The sequence below is a fragment of the Clostridiales bacterium genome (genome assembly GCA_014799665.1).
Taxonomy (GTDB): Bacteria; Bacillota; Clostridia; order Christensenellales; family Pumilibacteraceae; genus Anaerocaecibacter.
Genome location: JAAVHP010000009.1, coordinates 38,265 through 61,748, shown reverse-complemented (window position 1 = coordinate 61,748; position 23,484 = coordinate 38,265). Strand labels below are relative to the sequence as shown.

The window sequence follows — 23,484 nt, the reverse complement described above, 5'->3', positions numbered from 1 at the left end:
ATCTTATGTCTGATATAAATATTAAGAAAAAAGCAGTTGTATTCATTATAGCCATTTGCCTTTTTGCGTTATTAGTTAGTGGCTTAACTGCTTGTGGATCGTCTCCGAACAATGAAGGTAACGACGACGGACAAACGAAGTATTCTTCTGCGAGCGTCGATATTGTATTAGCGGAACGGATAGGTGTAGGAAAATCGGCGAGTATATCTGCGTCGGCATCGGCTAAAACGAGTGCAGGAAAGTACATAACGAGCGCGAAAGGTTTTACATATGACAGCGGCAACACCGAAGTGGCGACTGTTGATGAAAACGGTTTAGTTACGGGTATCGCACAAGGTGACGTTGAAATAACGGTCAAGCATGCGGAGTTCGGTGCCGAAAATAAAACGAAAATTACCGTTGTAGATAAAGTTGTACTTGACTTTAATACGCAAACGGGTATAAGGGTTTTCGGACGTGTTCGTTCGCAAGACGACGGTTTGCTTTTGGTCAATGCCGCGAGCGGCTTCGAGTCTGTTTTCGACGGTGCGGGATTGACCGCGACGGTTTCGGCCGATAATGCCGAAAAATTATATGTGATTTGCGACGGTAAAGCAACTTTTGTGAACATAGAACGCGGCAATCGATCGGTCGAGCTTGCAAAAGGACTTAAAGACGGTTTGCATACTTTGCGCGTATATAAAACGACTGACGAAACGAGCGAAATATCGGTTAAGGGGTTGGAAACGGCAAACGGCGGAGCGTTTTATACTTCGCCCCCGCAAGCGGACATTAAAATATCGTTTTACGGCGACGGCGCTGTTTTAGGCGACGGGCTTGACGGTGTAACGTCCGGTTATGCCTTTGTCGCGGCACAAAAGTCGGGCTCGGAGATTGAAATAATGGCTTTGCCTAATGCTACGGCATCGGTTGTGCCGAGTGAAGGGCAGCCTGTAAAAGATGTTTGGAACAAGTATTCGCTCGGAAGCGAAACAAATTATGTACCGGGAAGCCCGTCCGATTTTATAGTTATCGACTTGGGTGGGAACGATGTGCGTGCCATCGCGGACGGTAATGGCACGGTTAAAGATTTTACAGACGGGTATAAGTTAATGCTTGTCGCTATGCGCGCCGCGAATAAGAAAGCTAATATAATTTGCTGTTATGGAATGACGACCGAAAGCGCTATGCTTGGTAAGTATATAAAAAGAATAGTAAAAGAGGCGAACAACGGAGGCGATAACAACGTATTTGCATTGGATATGGCGCGATGTGACGGAAAAGCTATTGACGAAAACGGAAAACCGAACGCTTTGGGACAAAACGAAAACGCCGAATTGTTGGCTAAAACGATAGCCAATTTAACGGGAGGAAATCAAAAACCGGTGCTCGATTATGATACCGATAAGCAAGATATTTCGGTTGTACTTTTGGGTGGTCAGTCGAATATGGAAGGCAATGCGTGGCATGAGTATCTAAAAAGCGATACGAACTACGCCGAGTATCTCACAGGTTATGACGGTATAAAAATGTCGTATGCCAACCACGAGGACGATGCGAATAAAGCGCCTAATTTTCAAAAAGTGCGAATAGGTTACGGCGGTGCGCGCAGTAATCCCGAAAATACTTTCGGTCCCGATCTCGGCATGGCAAAGGCTTTGCACGATGGTGGTTACGACGGTAAGGTAGTGTTTATAAAATTTGCGATAGGCGATACGAGCTTTTATCCACGCGACGATAGCGGTAGAACTTGGCGCGCGAATTCAGGCAAGTTGTACAAAGGCTTGGTAACTTATGTGAATGCGTGTCTTGACGAGTTGTCCGAATCATACAATGTGTCTTTGGACGCTATGTGCTGGATGCAGGGCGAATCGGATACAAAGTCACAAAAGGCGGTAGACGCGTATGAAAACAGCGTTAAAGATTTCGTTAATTCGCTACGAAATGAGTTTTCGCAATACAACCCCGAATTTATGTTTTATGACGCATTTATAAAATGGCCTTACGAATGGGAATTCAACCGACCGTCGCTTATAAATGATATTAAAGAAAAGCTCGCCGAAGATAATTTGCATTACTCGGTTATTGACACAATATCGGCAAAACTTACTTGCGATAAAGAGCCGTACGGCAGCGTCGATCTTGCACACTTTGACGCGGCGTCGGCAATCAAACTCGGGCAAATGTTTGCGCAAGCGTATATGCGCGACTATCCGCTTATATAGACTGTAATTACACATAATAAAAAACGGAACGAAATTTATGTATGAAAAGCTAAAAGAAACCAATATCGTGCAGATACCTGTGAGTGACAAACTATATAGGGTAAATTTGCTTAAAGTCGGACAGGAGTATTGCAGACCGGACAAAAAACATGAAGGGCTGATGCGCGAGTATTATTCGTTGCATTTTGTGCTTGACGGACACGGTACGTTGTGCGTGGACGACAAGAAGTATGTTTTAGGCAAAGGGACTGCATTTTTGTTGCGTCGTGGCGTGAAATACGATTACTATCCCGATGTTGTAAAACCTTGGTCGTATATTTGGGTAAATTTTATCGGTGCGAACGAGGACATTGACGAATTTTTATTGTTATGCGGTTTTACAAAAGAACGCCACTATGTTATATTAAACGATTATGCTCAAGCTGCGCAGCTTTTTATGCAATTGCACGACGGTTACGACGGCGGTATGTTGCAAAGCTTGAAATGCTCCGGATACTTTTTGTTGATCGCGGCGCAACTGATAGCCGAAAAAATAAAATACGCGCCTATCGGAGTAAGGGGTTCGTTGGCAGATAAGTATTTCAACGATATATTGACATATATTCACGGAAATTACCGCTTGAATTTATCGATCAAGCAAATCTCCGATGATATGCACGTATCGGAAAAACAAATGTACGGTATGTTCAAAAAGTTTTTGGATATGACGCCTATAGATTATATAAATCGTTATAGAATTTCCAACGCCTGTATATTTTTGAAACAAATGGATGTGAGTGTCGAAACAGTGGCGGGAATGGTGGGCATCGATAATCCCAAGTATTTTACGCGCATGTTTATAAAGTGGAAAGGGGTAAGTCCGCGCGAGTACAGAAAATCGTGTCAAAGCGACGACCCATTCAAATGGATGAGTGAAAAAAATATCAATTACAGATAATTTTAGGCAGTAATCAAGCGATACATATGTCGCTAAAAAATATGTCCGGGAGGAAACTATGAAATCAAAAAAGTTATGGTTAATTGTATTTGCGGTATTCATGTGCTTGGCGGCGTGTTTAGTCGGATGTTCCAAAAACACGGTCGAGCCTACCGCATTGCGGATAACCAACAAAGCCGAGCTTCGAGCCGAATGGTTCGAGGGTGGTGCCGACAGAACATTACTGATCGACATACCGTCCGAAATATCCGAAAAGGATATACGGGTAACGTCAAGCAATCCGTCTGTCGTTGAGGCAGACGGCATGACGCTTAAAGCAAAAAGCGCGGGTATAGCCAAAATTACGGTTATCGCCGACGACGAAAGCGACAGCGTCAATATAACCGTTAAGCAAGCGCCGAGTGAAATTGCCATAGTAAATAAAAACGCGCTTGAAAAGATCGTAGTCGGTGAGAGTAAAACGCTCGAATATGCGATTAAGCCCGATTTGTTCGACGTAGCCTGCGCAAAGATTGAAATCGTATCGAACAATACCAACGTGGTTTCGGTAAACGGAAATACTGTTACCGCAGTGGCGCAAGGTAACGCTATCGTCACTGTTTCGACATTCGGTTTTACCGATAGCGTGGATATTGCCGTGGTAGCATTAACAGCGCCTACTTTCGGCGAAGCTACCGAAGTAAAAGGTGCGGTTAATACGAACGTAGAACTTCCCGTAACGGCATTGTCTTGCGACGGCGCTGATTTACGTGAATATATTACTGCGACTTGCTCGGACGGAATTTCTTTCGATAAAAACACCATGACGGTCAAAGCGATTGAAAAAGGCTCATATACGGTGAAACTCGACGTCGCCGACCCGCGCGACGAAAGCCTGACTGCATCAGTTACGCTGATCGTAAACGCATACAGGAACGTATTCGCAAATGTAAACGGGTACGGAATGGTCGATCTTTCCGCAGTGTCATATGAGGAAGATAAGCAATTCGTAGCTGACGAAGAACAGGTAGTGTTTTTCGATAGATGGGACGGTACATGGGCTGCATTTGATGCCGAACCGAGTAAAATCTACTATTCGGAATTTACGATAAACTCCGACGGCAAGCCCGACTGGGGTACATATTACGGTATGACGCACTCTGTCAAAGCCGACAATACCCGTTATCTTACCGCGTATGTAGACAGAGGCGCGGCGATTACTCGCGAACCGGAATATGAAGGTGAAGAACAAAAATATTGGAACGGCACGAGAACATTCAGAGTGAAAGACTTTGATATAGTAAACGACAGCGATTGTTGGCAACTTAATCAAGGTAATCAGCCGCGTACACAAATAATTTACACTGACGGTTTGTATAAATTCCGCGGCATAGACAAGCTCGAGTCTTTCCCTTGCAAGCTTGCGACCGTGCGTGTGGGCGATTTCTTCTACTATTTTGTCAACGACGATTATGTGTGCACGGTGACAAACAAGTATTTCTCGGATAAAGACACTGTTCCCGGATATTTCCAACAGAGCGGCATAAAAACGGATATATCGAATATAGTTTGGCTCACGGGCGACGCCGCGAAAGCAAAGTTCGATTCACTTACCGATAACGGCAGCAAACTCATGAGCGAGTTCGCTCCGAGCGATTGGTGGAAAACGGAAAACGAGGCGAGCGAGCATATATCGTCGTCCGACGCGGCGGCACTCGGCGCAAACTATACATTCGATACCGATACGCTTACAAGCGAAAATAAAGGTATTGTTACCCCGTATATCTTTTTTGACGGGAACTTTACATTTGAGTGGGAATATACATTTGCCGCAGATACCTTTGCGAGCGCTTCCGATTGGAATAGATATATGGGCTTGGAAGTAAGGCACGCGCGCGATGATTACGATTCGTGGAGCAGTAACTACGGTAATAACCCTGCGTTTTTATTCGGCGCGAGCAGGGTGGATAACGTAAACGGACAGCTATGCGCAATGGCGAAGTGTTTCAGCGTAAACAAGCCCAACAGCTGGGATTGGGAACATCCGGATAACATCGTGAACGGCGGCGAATGGTATAAATTCGACGGCGAAATGAAATTGAAATATTCGGTATCGCGTATTTGTACGGTAGACGTAAACAACAAGCCGCTTGCGAAATACACGTTTAAGATAAGCCGTCCCGACGGAACGCAACTCAATGTGTGGACGTACGACGATCACGGCGCGCTCAATTGGAAAAGCCCGTGCGAGCCTGTAATACTCATTTGGAAAAACTGCGGTGTAAAGGGGACGTACTCTAATATAAAATGGTCCGTACCCGAGCAAAGCTTATCCATAGTCAATAAAACCGAGCTTACCGCACGTTGGGCGGCGGGCGACTCCGCGCGTATGGTTGATGTAAGCGTATTTGGATTGGATGACGCGACTGTATCGTCAAGCGATCCGACCGTCATATCGGTAAGCGGTAAAACGCTCACGCCGTTAAAAGCGGGCACCGCAACGATAACGGCAAAATCGGGCAACTTTACGGATAGCGTTACGATAACCGTAATACCCGCTCTTTCCGCGGTATCCGTAACGAATAAAGAAGCGCTTACGGCAGCATGGAAAGACGATTCGACGGATACGCGCACGATCACCGTATCTCTCGATCCCGCGGAATATTATACGCTTGAAAATACGACCGTAACGGTCACTTCGAGCGATATGACGGTAATATCGGTAGACGGTTTTACACTTTCGGTAGCGGGTGTCGGCAGGGCTACGATAACCGTTTCCGCTTTGGGTAAGACGGATACCGTGGAGATTATCATTACGTCGAATAAGCCTGTAATAACGATTGCGGACAACGTCACCGATATTTACGGACCTATAGGCGACGAAATAACGCTCCCGGCATTTACCGCTGTTTCTTCCGACGGCGACGATATAACGACGCAGGTCGTTGTCGCTTGCGACAGCCAAACGGCGACACTCAACTCCGACAAGACCGCTATAACGGCAACCGCGATAGGCGAGTACATCGTTACGTATACGATAGGCGATGTGACGAAAGACGTAACGGTGCACGCGCACAAAAAGGTGTTCGGATCGATAAGCGGTGACGGCGCGCACGAACTGAGTTATACAGCCGGCGCTAATTACGACAACGGGCAAAACCCGACTGCCTACATAAGCGGCGACGGCATAGCATTTGCGCAGCTCGACGTGACCGCCGGCAAGGTTTACTACGCTGAAGTTACGTTCACTGCCGATTCGCAGGGCGGAACGGACATGATTTACGGCGTAACACACTCGGCAAAGGGCGACAACGTTAAAAAGTATTTGGCAGCATTTGCGGACAGAGGCGAGTGCGGCGCCGCCGGTAATATTAAAATCGACAGAGCGCTCAAAGTTAAATACTTCGATATGGACGCCGACGGTTGGACGACGCTTGACCATACTACGTCCGCAACTCCTATATACTATGCGTTGAACGATCCCAAGCTCAGAACGAGCGATTGGGGTAACGCATTCCCGCTCACGATATCCGTTATGCGTAACGAAAAATTCTTTTACGTCTTTGTCAACGACGAATATGTTATGGGCTACACAAATAAAGAATTAGCCGATATCGATACCGTACCGGGTATATTCCAAAACAGCTCGGTCAAAACGGGTATACTAACATCTTATTTGACCGGCGCAGAGGCGATAAAAAAGCTAAACGAGCTTACAACCGACGGAATGAATTTTATAAACGCGTACAGACCTTTCCAAGAAAACAACAATTGGTCTTACGGAACGTCGATTGACGATAATCGTTTCGCCGTTACTTGCGACGAGACGAACGGGATCGCTTGCAATGTAAACGCTAACGGCATGGGCGATAATGACGCTTGGTTCAGTCCGTATATGATATTCGACGGCGATTTTACGTTCGAATTCGAGTTCGCGTTTGCTTCGGATACGAGTTCTGCCGGAAGCAATTGGAGCGGCAACAACAAGATTCACCTTGCAATACAGGACTACGCGTATAGAGACGTAAAGACGTTCAGTGTAATGCGTATAGATAACAACGGTAACGGAACATTTATTAACAAAAGTTTGGATGGAGCTACCATTGACGGCACACTGAATAACGAATGGTTTGGCGCGACCGAAAAGATCAAATATACGGTTACACGTTCCGGCGGGAATTACACGATAAGCGCGACGAGTTTGGAAAACGGTTCAAAGGCTATCCGGTTCACTTTCACCGGAAGCACCGACGCGGTGATACTGTCGCTGAAAAATGTGAACATTAATGGAGCTTACACAAATATCAAATGGTCGGCGAGCGCAGCGCAAGCCGAAACGGTTTAAGGAGGAATAGGCATGAAGAAGTATTTAAAACGCATTATAGCGGTTGCGTGCTGTACCGCAATGGTATTCGGCATGAGTTCGCTTACGGCGTGCGGCAATTCGGGCGATAAGTATAATGTGGTTTATCACTTGAACTACGACGCGCAAATTTCTTCGCGAAGCGTAAGCGTCCCGAGTGGCGGCAAAGCGGTAAATTGGAATCCACACCGCGACGGTCTCGAGCTCGAAGGCTGGTACACCGACGAGGGGCTTACCCACAAGTTTAACTTTCGTCAGCCGCTCGCGGGCGATGTCACGCTGTATGCAAAGTGGGAAAACGTAGATTACGTTTCCGTATCGTTTGACGAAAACTACGGAGGCAAACATAAAAACACGGTTATAAGCTCGCGTAAGAGTAAAGAGATAGATGAGATAGAAACGCCTATACCGTCTCGGCTCGGACATATTTTTACGGGCTGGTACAAAGACAAAGAGTGTACTCAAAAATGGGACTTCGTGTCCGACGTCGCGACGAGCGATACTACGCTGTACGCGGGATATAAGCGCGACAATTCCATGAAGCTCGACGAAAACGGCAAACCGATATTCGAAAACGTAAACGTAAATGTATGGCTCGGCATGGGCTGGGATTCTGGAATTAACGACAACGTTATGTGGAATCTTGCAAAGCAATTCAACGCGGATCCAGAGTTCAGTGGCAAGATTAAAGTAAATGTTACCTATACGCTTTCCAATCAAGATACATTCTCGTTGCGCGTTCAAAAAACGCTCAATAAAAACGAGACCGACAAAAACTACTTTTCTATCGACGAGATTTACACTTTGGCGGGTATAGAGTATTCGGCAGATGATTGGTACGCAGGGGCTTCGCGCGATAGCTCGGTAGACGGTAGATTGTGCTCGATCCCGCTTGTTTCGGGCGTGCCGTTCATCATTTATAATAAGGCGCTCATGCAAAAGTACAACGGCGACAATGCTTTGCCCGAGAGCTATACCGAATTCGGCGCATTGCTTAAAAAAGTATATGACGGAGAGTCGGAAAGCAATCCCGATTTCAAAACGCTTATTTGCAACAGCTCGGCTACATGGACAGAAGTGTCTGCGCTTGCGGCATTTGCACAAAACGGCGCGGACTACTTCGAGTATGCGAACGGCGGGGTGCGCAATACGTGGGATGACGACGAAAAACTTACGGCGGCGGCAACGGCGCTTAACAATACGTACGACTTACTTGGCAGCTCGGGAAAGCATCACGGATTGCTTGTGGGTGACGACGCACACGAAAACAATGCGCGTAGCCGTGTGGAAGCGGGAACGGCGTTTATGGGAATAATAAGCTGGCCTACGCCTATTCGCGACATTTGCGATAACGACGCATACGGCGTAATGCCGCTTTCGGGGCTTTATTCGGACGGCGAATATAAAGATAGGATACCGGTAAACAGCATCGGACTCGGTTTTTACAGATCGCAGAATCTTACGAATACCGAACTTGCCGCCGCCGGCGTGTTTGCCGATTACGTCAGCAGACATTCATACGCATTTGCACGTAACGGGTGGTATCCCGTGCGTAAATCGGTAGTAGAAAGCGACGAGTTTATCCATTCGGATAATACCAAGGTAAAGCTCTTGCATAAAGTCGGTGATCCCGAAAATTTCTATACGCTCGACGGCAGTACCAAAACCATAAATATAGCGACTAACGTCGTAGCGAATTCTTACTTAAAACCGTTGATTCAGGGTGAGGCGCAGGATATGGATGCGCTAAAAACCATGGCTGAACGACTCAAAGCGAGCATTGCGGAAGCATAATCGCGAATAGGGAGATCGATATGAATAAATTCAAAAAAATCATTATGACGGCTCTATGCGGAGCAATATGTATGTCTACCATTGCATTCGTCGGTTGTTCCGAATCAACGACGAACAATATGGGAGAATGGATAGTTAAGTCGCCCGACGGATCGATAACATCTTCGGTTGTAATGGATGCGGACGGTAAATTAAGCTATTCCGTGACAAAAGACGGTACGGCGATTGTTCAAAAATCGGCGCTCGGCTTTACCATTGCGGAGGACGATCTGAGACTTTTGACGGTGGAAGGCTCGTCGAATAAGCGCATAACGGGCGAGTACGAAAATATTACGGGAAAACACGCGACCGTAAGCTACGACTGCAATGAAACGATTATAACTTTTAAGGCGTGGGAATTTTATCTCGACGTCATAATGCGCGCGTACGACGACGGCTATGCTTACAGATACAACATTCGCGCGATAGACGGTTCGAGTGGGACTATGACGGTGCTCGCCGAAAACAGCGAGTTTGCGTTGCCGAGCAATGCGCAGCTTTGGACACAGCCGTATAAGACGAGTGCGGCGTGGGGCAGAGAGGGCGAATTCTTTGCTTATGAAAACGCATACGTTTACAAAAACGTTGCGGGCTTGGGCGGCTCCACGCTTGCTATGCCGATATTGTATAAAGTGGGTAGCGCCGATCTGTATTCACTTATTACCGAATCCGATTTGATAGGAAGCGGGTTTTACGGCTCGTTCCTTAAAGAACAGGAAAAGAATTACGGCACGGGTATTTTACAAACGGTACATACTCCCGCTGGCATTACCGAAAACGACAATAAAGTGGCATACCCGTTCACTTCACCGTGGCGGTTAGGCTCGGTGGGGACGCTTGCTACGGTCGTGGAAAGTGAAATGCACGAAAAAGTATATGACGACGTAACGCCGTGGCGTCCGGATAATTACGACGAACTTACGGACGACGAGAAAAAGATATATGATTACGAATGGGTAGAGCCGGGTGTTTCTACATTTAACTGGTTGCGCTATCCGGGCGTAGATAATCAACGGGACTATGCACTGCATAAAGAGTATGTCGATCTTGCGGTCGCTATGGGTTGGAAGTATCACATTCTCGACGGCAATTGGGATAATGATCTCGAAAGTCAAATGGATGTGTTCCTTGACTTTATGGACTATGCCAAGCAAAAGGGCGTCAAGGTCATAGTGTGGTGCGACGCATATAAAACTTTCGGTAAGGGCAAAAAAGAAATACTTACGGAAAAGCTCGACCAATGGAAAAGCTGGGGCGCATCGGGAATTAAGATAGACTTTTTCAGCGGCGAAACGGTGGAAAAACCCCCGCATCAGAGCGAGGACATCGGTGCGATAGAATGGTATGAAACAATTTATCAGGAATGTGCAAAACGGCAAATGGTAGTCAATGCGCACGGATCGAATAAGCCTACGGGCGAGCGTCGCAAATATCCCAACGTCATCAATCGCGAAGGTATTTACGGCAACGAGTTCGATACCGTAGACAGTACGGTTACGGTTAACCACATGTTTACGCGCAATCTTTTGGGCGCGGCAGATTTTACGCCGTGCGTAAAGCCGAGAAATCGCGGTCTTACCGTCGGACACCAAATGGCGCTTGCGGTGTTGTTTGAATCGGGTATTCCGTCCATGGGTGATTATGCGAGCGAGTATTACGACGAGACGGTAAACAGCTACTATAAAGCACTCCCCGCAAAACACGACGAAATGATTTTCTTGGGCGGCGAACCCGATATGTATTACTGTGCGGCGATAAAGTCGGGCGACGATTGGTTTGTGGCGTGTATAAATGCCGTTGTGCCCAATACGGTAAATCTTGACTTTTCATTCTTGGGCGCGGGTGAATACGTAGCCGATGTGTGGACGGATGTCGAAGGCAACAATACGGCTGTAACAAAGACTCAAAAAACGCTTACCAATGCTACTACGGAAACGGTTGAAATAGGCAGGAATTGCGGGTTTGTATACCACATTTATAAACAAGCGTAACCACGCAGAAAATAAACTAAAAAGGAGTTTATCATGAAAAAGAAAATTACGGCAATAATATGCGCGATCTGCGCATTCGTATGCGCGTTTTCGCTTACCGCTTGCGGTGGCGGCGGCGACGGATGGACTACAACAGGCACGCTCAACAAGGACGAAAACGGCAACGTTATTTTCGATAACGTGGAAATAATTCTCGCAACCGTTGTGAGCGGCGAAGACTCAGTACCGTTTTCGCAGATGATTCAACAGTTCAATATTCAGTATCGCGGCAAAATAAGCGTCGAAAGTCGTCCTACATATCAGGATCAGTTCGACACCAAGGTGCAAGATCAAATCGCGAATAGGAATGAAGCGCCCGATTTTATTATGTCGCATCAAATGGGACACAAAATGTATTTGGATAATAAGCTCATTCAGCCATTTGACGAGGCGATGGAGCTTTCGGGTATAAATATAGACTTAAACAATCTTGCGGCTTGCGTAGCACCGTATTCTTCGTTGGGCTCCGATAAAGTTTATAGTATAGCGAGCGACGCGCAAAGCGCAGTCGTGCTTTATAACAAAAAAATGCTCGACGAATGCTACGACGGAAAAATCCCCGAGAATCGTGCGGAGATGATAGCGGCGTGCAAGGCGGCGGCGCAACAAAAGGATATAACGCCCATTTCTGTATCTACTCGTCACACATCTTTCAAAGACTATGTTTTCCCGACGGCATACATTCAAAACGGCGGCAGCCTTTACGACAGTGATTACCACGCAAGTTGGTACGGGAACGAAACCAATCGCACTGCAATGAAAAAAGCGATAGAATCGATACGCGAGCTTATTACGGGTACTCCGCAGCTTATGCGAGATAATGTTTCGGAAGCGGATAGGCTTAAAGCGTTTTTGAACGATCAAGCGCTGTTTACGATAGTTCAACCGTGGGTAGTTAATACTTATCTCGAACAGTATACCGATACGAACAAGATCGAGAGTTTGCAAAAAACCATGGACGAGTATATAGGTGCAACGTCTATCGCAAAATGGTTCGCAATGGACGAAAATGCGGAAAACGCCGATAAGCTGTTTACTTACTCTCATGCTTTTGCCATGACGACTGCCGTAAGCGATATTAACAAGAAGGCGGCTATTCTCGAATTTATCAAATGGTTCACTCAAAATACGACCATAGCTACGGAATGGGCACAAGCGGGACACATAAGTATGTCCAAAACCGTAGACGGTGCGGCGACATATTCAAATGACTACTTCATTAAAAATTACATGAAAAAATTCTATCCCGATATCGACAATCTCATGGGATTGGGTGTAGTTCCAGCGTCCAATCTTTGGCAGCAGAATTTTGGGCAAATAATGATCGACGTCATACCCAACAAAACCAATGCCAAGGACGACGAAACTATTAAAAAGTATCAAGACGAATTCAACAAGTATTTGGATTTCGTCTTGTAACGGGCACGGTGACGTATGATGGATAATGCGGCTGTAAAAGACGCGGGAAGGAAAAAGAGCAGGCGGCAAGAAGTTCTTCTTGCCCTTGCTCTTGCAAGTCCTTTCCTGATAATTTTTATCATCTTCACACTTTTGCCGGTAATACTGGGCGTTGTATTTTCATTTATGGAATACAATCCGCTTGTTCCCGACGAATCGAAGTTTATAGGTCTCGGAAATTTTATAAATATATTCGACTTCACCAACGGCGTATCGCTCGATTTTTGGAAATCGTTTTTAACGATGTTCGTGTTTGCGGCGGTCGCCGTGCCGTGTCTTATAATTATTCCGCTTGCGCTGGCGTACTTCGTAAATATGCAGCCGCCGGGGTATAAAATTTTCAGAGCGCTTATATATCTTCCGAGCGTAGTTTCCATAAGCATAATGGGCATACTTTTCGGCAATATTTTTGCGGGCGACGCTTCGGGACTGTTAAACGCTTGGTTGGGCAAGGAAATACAATGGTTGGGCGGCAAACCGTGGCATGGCGACACGCTTCGTTGGGTAGTCATGCTGATAGCGAGTATTTGGTGGCAGTCGGGCACTAACTTTGTAATATTTTCCGGCGCGCTCAAAAACGTGCCTAAAAGCTTGTACGAAGCATGCGAAATGGACGGCGGCGGCAAGTGGAAACGAATTCTTTACGTTACTCTTCCGAATATCAAGACGTCCGTTTCGATATGTTTGTTCACTACGCTTATTGGTTATCTCGCGCTCTACGGACAACCGTACACGCTGTCGGATACAACCAACAGCGGCGAATACGTCGCGCCGATGATGTTTATTCAGTCTATGTTATCAAATAGATTTTTTGCGCGTCAAACGGGATACATTTGTGCGGCGGCAATAGTTTTCGGGCTTATATCCATGGTTTTCGGAGGAATACAAAGAGTGTGTATGACGGAAAGAAAGCGTAAAAATAAATTCGAAACGGAATGCAATATATATTTGCAAAACAAAACATTACTCGAGGCGGAATGTTCGCCCGTAACGGAGGTGCAACATGACTTCGAATGATACGGCAAAAAAAAGACGGCTCACAAAGTCCGAACGGTCGGCACGGAAAGATAAAATAGTTTCGTTTATCGTGCTCTTTATAGCGGCATTATTCTTTGTTTTTCCGCTCGTTTATATGATCGGGACTTCGCTTAAAACCACAAACGACATCGAACTCAATCCGGGTGGACTGTTTCCGTCGGCGGGAGAATGGACGCTCAAACATTATTCCACGTTTTTCTTCAACGAAAATACCGGCAAAGCGGATCAGTTGCCTTTTTGGATAATCAACTCGCTTTGGTCGAGCTTTGCGTCCGTTGGCTTGACGGTTATTTTCGACTTAATGATAGCGTATGCCGTTGTATTTTTGAAGTTCAAAGGCAAAAACACATTGGTCAAATTCCTGACGCTGTGGATGGCTGTTCCCGGTGTGATAGGCACAGCTCCCGCATACGCCATGTTCGCTTCAGTCAAGAATTCGCTTGAAATAAGTGGCGGCGTCGGCGGATATATCTACGCATACTTTTGGATAATCATGCCCGGAATCTCCGGTATATTCAATATGCTTTTGATGCGTAACTTCTTTGCGTCCATACCCGTCGATATAATAGACAGCGCCAAAAGTGACGGGGCAAGCCACATGACGATATTCAGACGTATAGTTATTCCGCTTGCAAAATCCACAATAATGCTTATCGTGTTGTTTTCGTTTGTCGGTGCGTGGAACAATCTTATTTGGCCGCAGCTTGTTTTGGCGGGAACGGGGCAAGGCGAAGTCAATTATTGGAACACCGTTACCGTCGGACTTACCGATTGGACGCAAGGTAAAGGACGCGACATGATAGGTATGGCAATGGCGGGCAGCGTATTCACAATGATACCCATCGTCATCATATTTATTTTCACGCAAAACAAGATGATCGACGGACTTGCTTCAACAGGCATAAAGATGTAAGGAGTTTTTTATGGAAAACACAATCGGACAAAACAATGCTTTTTTATCGCTTAAACACTTGGTAAAAGTTTATCCCAATGGCGAAAAAGCTGTGTACGATTTTAATCTCGATATAGAGAAAAACGAATTTATAGTCATTGTCGGACCGTCCGGTTGCGGCAAATCTACTACGCTTCGCATGATTGCGGGACTCGAAGATATTTCGGATGGCGATATATATCTCGGCGACGAGCTTTTGAATTATAAGCCGTCAAACGAGCGCAAAATGGCTATTGTTTTCCAAAGCTATGCCCTGTATCCGCAAATGACAGTGTACAACAATATAGCGTTCCCGCTTACTATAAACAAATACCCGATGCCCGTCGTTAACGCCGTTCTCAAAGCTAATGCGGAAATAGAGAGTGTTTTAACGAAAGTGGCGTTCAATAAGTTTATCGGCGTGCTGTTTAATGTGTTCAATTCAAAGGGCAAGCATTCCGAAAAGGAAGAACAAGTCGCTACGATTTTCGATATAACGCTCGAAGCGGCGAAAATTTTGTGTAAGGTGTTTGAGACTTTCCATGAATTTTCGCTTGAACAACTCGTTAACAAAGAGCAAGAGATAACGGAGGCTATTCGTGCGGATCTGAAATCGCTCGTCGAAGCCGAAAGCGCAAAAGTGCAAGGGCGCGACGCCAAGTACGATGAGGACTTCAACGAACTCGACGAAAACGGAAACATTAAAATCGAGCAAAGAAAATATACTCCGTACGAGATAAAGACACGTGTGTATGACACCGCCGAAAAGCTCGATCTCGTACCGTATCTCGATAAGCTACCCAAAGAACTTTCGGGTGGTCAAATGCAGCGCGTCGCGCTCGGCAGAGCTATAATAAAAAATGTTCCCATATTCATGATGGATGAGCCTTTATCCAACTTGGATGCAAAGCTTCGCCTTACCATGCGTTCGGAAATAGTCAAATTGCACAACAGCATAGGCGCGACGACGATATATGTTACGCACGATCAAACGGAAGCGATGACTATGGCGAGCCGTATAGTGGTGATGTCGCGCGGATTCGTGCAGCAGATAGGTTCGCCGGAAGACGTTTATAACAATCCGTGCAATATTTTTGTCGCGAAGTTTATCGGTTCGCCGACTATGAATGTGTTCAGCGTTCGATTTGACAGACAAAGCAAAACGCTATCGAACGGAGATCTTGTGATCCACGTAGAAGACGAGTTTATCAAGCGTCACGACACAATGTATGAGCAAGCGATAGAAAAATACAGAGCGCTCAACGATAATTTCGACGAAAAAGCAAAAGAGCATATTCTTAAAACTTTATCTGTAACGGGCGAATATGCGGAGCGACAAAAACACAAACAAGAGAAATCGAGCTTTATCAAAAAAATCAAAGCATTGTTTGCAAAGTGCAAAAAGAATAAAGAAACTGTCGATCCGTATAAGTTCGAGCGCGAAGTATGTGCTCAAAAGCTCGACGAGCTGATTAAGTGCGCAAACAACAATCATGAATTGACGATAGGCATTCGCCCCGAGCGCATTAAGCTCGAAAGAAAAGTCAAGGGCAAAAAGTATAAGAATTGTATTTTCGTCAAGCCGACCGTTTGTGAGCTGTTGGGCGGCGAATATAATGTGCATTTTACGTTCTGCGGTAAAAATATGGTAGGGCAGTTGGATGCAAAAGAAAAGATAACGACAAACGACGAAATAGCCGTAAATTTCTCGTTCGACGATATTTATGTATTCGATCCTATTACGGGTGACGTGATATAAATTATTTTGCTATGGATTTCGATATAAGTGATTTGCCCGCAAAATTTATCAGCGGACTACAAGAATTACACGACAGCTATAAGTTTTCGACAAACGGCACGATTAAGCTTACCGCCGTGCGTGGCGAAACAAGTATATTACATAACGCGGACGGCTTTTGTATTTCATATTCGCGCGAATGTGAGTTTTATCGTGAATTCGTAAAACTTGTGTGCGGCGAAACGCAGTGCCGAGAGCATTGCGTATTTGAAGACATGGCGGTAATGGTCGATTGTTCGCGTAATGCCGTAATCAATACCGACTCTGTAAAAAAACTCATACGATTATGTTCTTGTATGGGCTATGGCACGCTTATGCTGTATACCGAAGATACTTACGCTATAGACAAAGAGCCGTTTTTCGGTTACATGCGTGGACGGTATGCCAAAGCCGAACTGAAAGAGCTGGACGCATACGGAAAAATTTTCGGTGTAGAGCTTGTGCCGTGCGTTCAGACTTTGGCACACTTAAACGGCATTATACGGTGGGATAGATTCAAACCTATAATAGACTGTAACGACATTTTGCTCGCGGGCGACGAAAGAACGTACGAGCTTATAGACGAAATGTTCAATTCGCTTACCGAATGTTTTACGTCGCGACGTGTGCATATCGGTATGGACGAAGCGCACATGGTCGGGCTCGGCAAATATCTCGACGCGCACGGTTACGAAAATCGATACGATATACTGTTACGGCATTTGCGTCGCGTACTTGAAATCGCACAAAAGCACGGATTCTCTTGTATAATGTGGTCGGATATGTTTTTTCGTCTTGCAAACGGCGGTAAATACGAGCCGATGGACGCCGCAACAAAATACGTTTGCGACAAAATCCCTGAATGTTTGACGCTTATGTATTGGGATTACTACCGCAACGACGTGGAGTATTACGACAAAATGTTTGCCGCGCATAAAGAGCTTTGTAAAAACGTATCGTTTGCTTGCGGAGCGTGGCGATGGAACGGCTTTACACCGTCGGTTACTATGTCGGCAAACCGCAATAAGCTCGCATTCGATGAATGTATCAAGCACGAAATAGACAGTGTTACCGTTACCATGTGGGGCGACGACGGCGGCGAGTGTTCGACCTTTTCGTTATTGCCGACGCTTGTTGCGAGCGCCGAGTATGCCTACGGCAATCGGGATTGCAAAAAAGCGTTTAAGCGGATCACCGGCGTCGAATTCGACGATTTTTCGGTTACGGAGCTTGCCGAACGAGTGACGGATAACGCGGGTAAGTTTTACGGCGGCAACGTCACCAAAGTGTTTTTATATAACGACTTGCTGTGTGGGCTGTACGATTATGCTGCAAAGCCCGAGTACAAACAAAAGTTTGCGGACGCGGCGAAAAGAAACCGTGCGGCGGCAAGACGCGCAAAAAAGTATGGGTATATATTCCGCACGGTCGCCGCACTTTGCGAGCTTGTAGGCAGTAAATACGATTTCGGTATGCGTGCTCGGTCTGCTTATGCCCGAAAAGATATGGCAGAGCTTAAAGCGCTTGCGGACGAAATACCGACGCTCGTGCGCCTTCTCGATAAGTTCTATAAAGCGTTCGGAGAGCAGTGGAATATCGAGAACAAGCCGTTCGGCTTCGAGATTCAAGACCTTAGGATAGGCGGTCTTAAACAAAGAATGTTGCATTGCAGAGACATACTTTGCGATTATACAGTCGGTAAAACGAACGAAATAGCCGAGCTCGAGACGGAAATACTGCCCACGAAAGAACTGTGCGACGACGCAGAACTTCGTACGAATTGTAGGTGGCAGGATATAATAACGGTAAACAGGATTTAGGAGACACACACATGAACAGACTTTTACCCGCATATCCAATATGGATAATCGATCCTATGTTTTCAGTTTGGTCGCGCACCGAAACGCTAAACGGAGGCGATACGTCGTTTTGGACGGGATTGGACCACAGGGCTTACGGCTTCATTCGTTTTAGCGGAAAAACATATTGCTTTATGGGCAGGCGTGACGACACCGATAATTTGAAACAAACGAGCGTGAGTATTACGGCTTTCGACACGCGATATACTTTCGAGTGCGACGAGTTTGTTTTGAATGTCGCTTTTATTTCGCCGCGATTACTCACCGATCTTAAAATAATGTCGTGTCCGGTTTGTTTCACCGAGTACGAAATTAAACCGAAACGCAACAAATTACCCGACGATTTTTCGGTAGCTATTGCGCTCGACGAGGACTTTTGCTATAACGACGAACGAGCCGATGTTGTGGGCGGGGTATTGCCGATAACGGGATACGAATCGGCGTTTTTCACAAGACACCGCAATTTGGTATTATCGAACACGAGCGATGCCGACGCGCCCGATTGGGGTACGACGTACCTTATCGGCGACGAAGCGTTTTATATTACGTCTACCGCGCTCAATCGATATGTGGACGACGGGACTTTGGAATATATGCGCAAAAACGGTGAACGCAGTTATATCGTCGCTTCGAGTAAAGCCGAACGCGGATATTTTACAGTCGCTTTCGACGATCTTATTTCGATATTTTATTTCGGAGAATGGCTCAAGGGATACTTTTTCAAGGACGGCGGCACGATAGTAGATGCTATAAAGTGGGCGCACAATAACCATGACGACATTTTATGTAAATGCGACGACTTTGATAAACAATTAAAATCGGACTGCGATAGAATAGGTAAAGATTACTATGTTCTTGCGTGCGCGGCATTACGTCAAAGCGTAGGCTCGCATAAGCTTGTGCAGAACAAAAAAGGCGAGTTATTGTTCCTTTCCAAGGAGTGCAATTCGGGTGGCTTTATAGGTACGGTGGATGTTAGCTATCCGTCCGTACCGTTGTATCTTATTTACAAGCCGGAGCTCGTTAATGCTATGATGACGGGCGTATACGAATTTGCGCGCATGCCCGTATGGACGTACGATTTTGCTCCGCACGATCTGGGATTGTATCCTTGGTGTGCGGGACAAATTTACAGCGCGAGCAAAGCCGAAGATAAGTTCGGTTGCGGGCAAAACGATCTGCGGTCTTTTCCCGAAACCGCACAGATGCTTTATCTGCGCCCCGAAGGCAGCAATTCGTATTCAGACAAAGAACAAATGCCTGTGGAAGAATGCGGTAATATGCTGATAATGACAGCGGCGGCAGTCAAAGCGGGAGCGGATATAGCAACTGCCGAAAAGAATTTCGATTTATTGAGCGTATGGGTAACATATCTCGAAAAATACGGCTTAAAGCCCGAAAGCCAACTTTGCACCGACGATTTTGCCGGGCATTTGGCTAATAATGTCAATCTTGCAATTAAATCGCTTGTAGGAATAGAAGCTTTTTCGATAATTTGCGGCGAACTTGGAAAGAAAGCGCTCGCCGACGAATATGAACGAAAAGCCGCAGAGTTTGCGCAACAGTTGAAAACGCTCGCGGGCGACGGCGTAATGCCGCTCGCTTACGGGCAGAAAGATACTTATTCGCTTAAATACAATATTCTTTTCGATAAATTATTCGGGTTTAATTTGATAGGACAGGACGTTTGCGAACGCGAAGTCGATCATTATATAAAAGTCGGTAATCGGTTCGGAACGCCGCTCGATACGCGCAAAGACTATTCCAAAACCGATTGGATACTATGGTGCGCGGCTATCACCGACGATAAAACAAAATGCGAGAAATTGTATGCGCCGATAGTTAAATTTTTAGCGGAAAGTCCGTCGCGCGAGCCGTTTATCGATTGGTACGGTACCGTAAAAGGCGAATATATTATGTTTAGAAATAGATCGGTACAAGGCGGTATATTCGCGCCCTTGTTGAAAGATAAGGTGTTAGACAATAGGTGATTTTCATGAACATAACGGAAAACAAAAATATATTCGTTATCAACGGCAAGCGTTATACTTATGCAATGTATGTAAATGACGCGGGATATTTGCAACATGCCTATTACGGTAAAAAAATTTCCGTGAGCGACGTGCATTATTATATAAATAGTATCGGAGGTAGATTAGAGCCTAAATCGGACGACAAAAATTACGATATGGCATTCGATACAATGCCCACCGAATACGGGTTTTTCGCACACGGCGATTACCGAGAACCGAGCGTTATCATTGAACGGAAAGACGGGGCGGCAATGAGTCGATTGAAATACAAAAGCTACTGTATTACGGACGGTGCGCCCGATATTAAGGGCATGCCGCACGCACGTAACGGCGGCAAAACCTTGCGAATTACGCTTGCGGATGAGTTTTCCGATACGCATATAGTGTTGAATTATACGGCTTTCGACGATTGTGATGTCTTGGTACGGAACGCAGAAATAAAGAATATCGGTAAAGATACCGTAATTCTGAAAAAGGCGTTTTCTTGTTGCATCGAACTTCCCGATGACGATTACAAATTTATGCGTTTGTGCGGAGCATGGGCGGCAGAGCGTACGCCCGTCGTATCGCGTATCGAGCAAGGAATAATGAAAATTCAGTCTTTGCGCGGGGCATCGTCGCATCAATCGAATCCGTTTGGGGCATTTTTACGTAACGGCTGTGTCGAAGAAGAAGGTAAGTGTTACGGGTTTCAGCTTGTTTACAGTGGCTCGTTCTCGATAACCGCCGAAAAGGGGTATAACGGAGCAGTAAGAATACAAGGCGGTATAAACGATACGAATTTCGGATGGAAGCTTGGCTGTGGCGACAATTTCGTTACTCCGCAAGTCGCGCTATGTTATTCGGACGGCGGGCTCGGATTCCTGTCACGAAACTATGAGGATTTTTTGCGCGAACATGTAATATCGCCCGAATATGTTTATAAACCGCGTCCCGTCGTTATCAATAATTGGGAAGCGACGTATTTCGATTTCGACAATGATAAACTATTCGAAATAATAGATGAAGCGGTGGAATTGGGCGTAGATACCTTCGTGCTCGACGACGGATGGTTCGGCAAGCGAAACGACGATACGTCGGGCTTGGGTGACTGGCGTGTAAACGACAAAAAGCTTAAAGGCGGGCTTAATACTGTTATAGACCGTTGCAAAAAGCGCGGGCTTAAATTCGGACTGTGGTTCGAGCCGGAGGCAATAAGCGAGGACAGCGATTTGTACCGCGCTCATCCCGATTGGGCGATAGGAAAAGACGGGGTGGCTCCCGCACGGTGGCGCAATCAACTCGTTTTGGATTTTACGAGAGCGGAAGTTGTGGATTATGTTCTTGATGCCGTAAGTAAAATTTTATGCGAACATGATATATCTTACGTCAAATGGGATTTTAATCGCAGCTTGTCGGATTTTTATTCGCGCATGCTTGACAATCAAGGAGAGTTTGCTCACAGATATATTCTCGGAGTTTACGATTTGGCTGAAAAGTTGACGAAAGCGTTTCCAAATGTGTTTTTTGAGGGCTGTGCGGGTGGCGGTGGACGGTTTGACGCAGGAATGTTATATTACTTTCCGCAGATTTGGACGAGCGATAATACCGATGCTTACGAGCGGTCGAAAATTCAGTGGGGTACGTCATTATGTTATCCTATGTCGGCGATGAGTTGTCATGTATCGGCTTGTCCAAATCACCAAACGGGGCGTACTATATCGCTTTACACTCGCGCGAATGTAGCGTCGCTCGGTGCATTCGGCTATGAACTCGATCCGTCAAAGTTGCAGGACGACGATAAATGCGAGATAAAGAAACAGATTGAAAATTACAAACGCAACGAATCGCTTATTTTGAAAGGCGATACGTATAGACTGTCGTCCCCGTTTAACGGTAAAGAATTTTGCATTATGCGAGTAAGCAAAGATAAAATGCGCGCGCTCGTCGTTTATGAGTGTTTACGCGGCAGACGAACGGAACATATAATAAAGCTTTGCGGTTTGGACGAAGATAAAGTTTATTCGGTAAATGAACTCGGTATTTCGGCAAGCGGCTCGGCTTTAATGAAAATCGGTTTGCCGTTGACGTCGCTCGGCGATTATGAGAGCGTTATGCTAACCTTGGAAGTTGCATTATCTTAACCTTTTTTCATTGTTTATTGATATACACTATCTTGACTGTTATAATACAAATAAGCTCAAATAGGGGCGCAGGACGAATATGATTGATTTTAATAAAAGTATATTTGAAAACAGACAAAAGCAAATAACTCCGTTCCTTGCCGCACACCGCGGCGTGAATGGTGCAAATATACCGTGCAATACATTACTCGCATATAAAATTGCAATCGATCAAGGCGCGGACATAATTGAGATAGATGTTGCAAAAAGCAAGGACGGAGAATATTTTGCATTTCATCCGGGTATGGAATTCGCATATCTTAAAACGGGAAAAACCGTTGCCGAAATGTCAGCCGAAGATGTTGCGTCCACACCTATTCTCAACAATGACGAAGCCAAGACGCATTACCGAATTCCGACGCTTGCGGAAACGTTCGCATTCTTAAAAGACAAGGTCTATATAAACGTAGATAAATTTCAAACCGACATCAAGGGCATAACCGAGCAGATCCGAAACGCGCATGTGGAGAAACAAGTAATAGTCAAATCCGATCCTTTCGAAGAAAAAATACGTGAGATCGAAAAGTATGCGCCCGATTTAATGTTTATGCCGTTTGTAAAGCATGTCGATCGTATAACCGATAGACTGCGTGGATCTGTCAACTGCATAGGCGTGGAGGCGCTGTTCGACAGCGAGTCGGATGAGGTAGCAGGACGACGTTATATCGACGCAATGCACGATAATGAGTTGCTTGTGTGGGGCAACTCCATAGTTTACGACGAAAATGCCGTTTTGAGCGCGGGTATGACCGACGATATTTCGCTCGAAAGGGGCGGGGAATACGGCTGGGGTAAGCTTCTCGGGCTCGGTTTCGATATAATTCAAACCGATTGGTTGCTTGCAGCAAAACAATATTTCAATTTACTATTATCTTAAAAG

General features: G+C 45.8%; 13 protein-coding genes. All 13 read left to right on the top strand.

What is annotated here, in order from left to right; all coding sequences use genetic code 11:
- Positions 1 to 5: 5 nt before the first annotated feature.
- The 13 genes from HDT28_04260 to HDT28_04200 all read left to right on the top strand — a co-directional run bounded on the left by HDT28_04260 (position 6) and on the right by HDT28_04200 (position 23,481).
- Complete coding sequence (locus HDT28_04260) at positions 6 to 2,204, top strand: hypothetical protein (protein ID MBD5131791.1); 2,199 nt, start codon at positions 6 to 8, stop codon at positions 2,202 to 2,204.
- 37 nt (positions 2,205 to 2,241) lie between these two features.
- The gene (locus HDT28_04255) at positions 2,242 to 3,141 is read left to right on the top strand and encodes an AraC family transcriptional regulator (GenBank protein ID MBD5131790.1); all 900 of its coding nucleotides are present in this window, start codon (positions 2,242 to 2,244) and stop codon (positions 3,139 to 3,141) included.
- 58 nt (positions 3,142 to 3,199) lie between these two features.
- Entirely contained in the window at positions 3,200 to 7,465 is a 4,266-nt protein-coding gene (locus tag HDT28_04250; protein MBD5131789.1) for a hypothetical protein, read from the top strand.
- Between the two features lie 12 nt (positions 7,466 to 7,477).
- Positions 7,478 to 9,277, top strand: a complete 1,800-nt coding sequence (locus tag HDT28_04245; GenBank protein MBD5131788.1) for a hypothetical protein — start codon at positions 7,478 to 7,480, stop codon at positions 9,275 to 9,277.
- Between the two features lie 20 nt (positions 9,278 to 9,297).
- Positions 9,298 to 11,307, top strand: coding sequence for a glycoside hydrolase family 97 protein (locus tag HDT28_04240; protein ID MBD5131787.1), 2,010 nt, complete (start codon positions 9,298 to 9,300; stop codon positions 11,305 to 11,307).
- 33 nt (positions 11,308 to 11,340) lie between these two features.
- Positions 11,341 to 12,765 carry a hypothetical protein gene (locus HDT28_04235; protein ID MBD5131786.1) on the top strand — a complete coding sequence of 475 codons (1,425 nt, stop codon included), beginning with the start codon at positions 11,341 to 11,343 and terminating at the stop codon, positions 12,763 to 12,765.
- A 15-nt stretch (positions 12,766 to 12,780) separates the two neighbouring features.
- Complete coding sequence (locus HDT28_04230; GenBank protein ID MBD5131785.1) at positions 12,781 to 13,821, top strand: sugar ABC transporter permease; 1,041 nt, start codon at positions 12,781 to 12,783, stop codon at positions 13,819 to 13,821.
- Positions 13,808 to 14,755 carry a carbohydrate ABC transporter permease gene (locus HDT28_04225; GenBank protein ID MBD5131784.1) on the top strand — a complete coding sequence of 316 codons (948 nt, stop codon included), beginning with the start codon at positions 13,808 to 13,810 and terminating at the stop codon, positions 14,753 to 14,755. Before HDT28_04230 ends, HDT28_04225 begins: the two co-directional genes overlap by 14 nt.
- Positions 14,756 to 14,765: 10 nt before the next feature.
- Positions 14,766 to 16,532: an ABC transporter ATP-binding protein gene (locus HDT28_04220; GenBank protein ID MBD5131783.1), complete on the top strand. Its 1,767-nt coding sequence runs from the start codon at positions 14,766 to 14,768 to the stop codon at positions 16,530 to 16,532.
- 11 nt (positions 16,533 to 16,543) lie between these two features.
- Positions 16,544 to 18,370: a beta-N-acetylhexosaminidase gene (locus HDT28_04215; GenBank protein ID MBD5131782.1), complete on the top strand. Its 1,827-nt coding sequence runs from the start codon at positions 16,544 to 16,546 to the stop codon at positions 18,368 to 18,370.
- An 11-nt stretch (positions 18,371 to 18,381) separates the two neighbouring features.
- Entirely contained in the window at positions 18,382 to 20,400 is a 2,019-nt protein-coding gene (locus HDT28_04210) for a DUF4965 domain-containing protein (protein ID MBD5131781.1), read from the top strand.
- A 5-nt stretch (positions 20,401 to 20,405) separates the two neighbouring features.
- Positions 20,406 to 22,565: an alpha-galactosidase gene (locus HDT28_04205; GenBank protein MBD5131780.1), complete on the top strand. Its 2,160-nt coding sequence runs from the start codon at positions 20,406 to 20,408 to the stop codon at positions 22,563 to 22,565.
- 79 nt (positions 22,566 to 22,644) lie between these two features.
- Positions 22,645 to 23,481, top strand: coding sequence for a glycerophosphodiester phosphodiesterase family protein (locus HDT28_04200; GenBank protein MBD5131779.1), 837 nt, complete (start codon positions 22,645 to 22,647; stop codon positions 23,479 to 23,481).
- Positions 23,482 to 23,484: the final 3 nt, after the last annotated feature.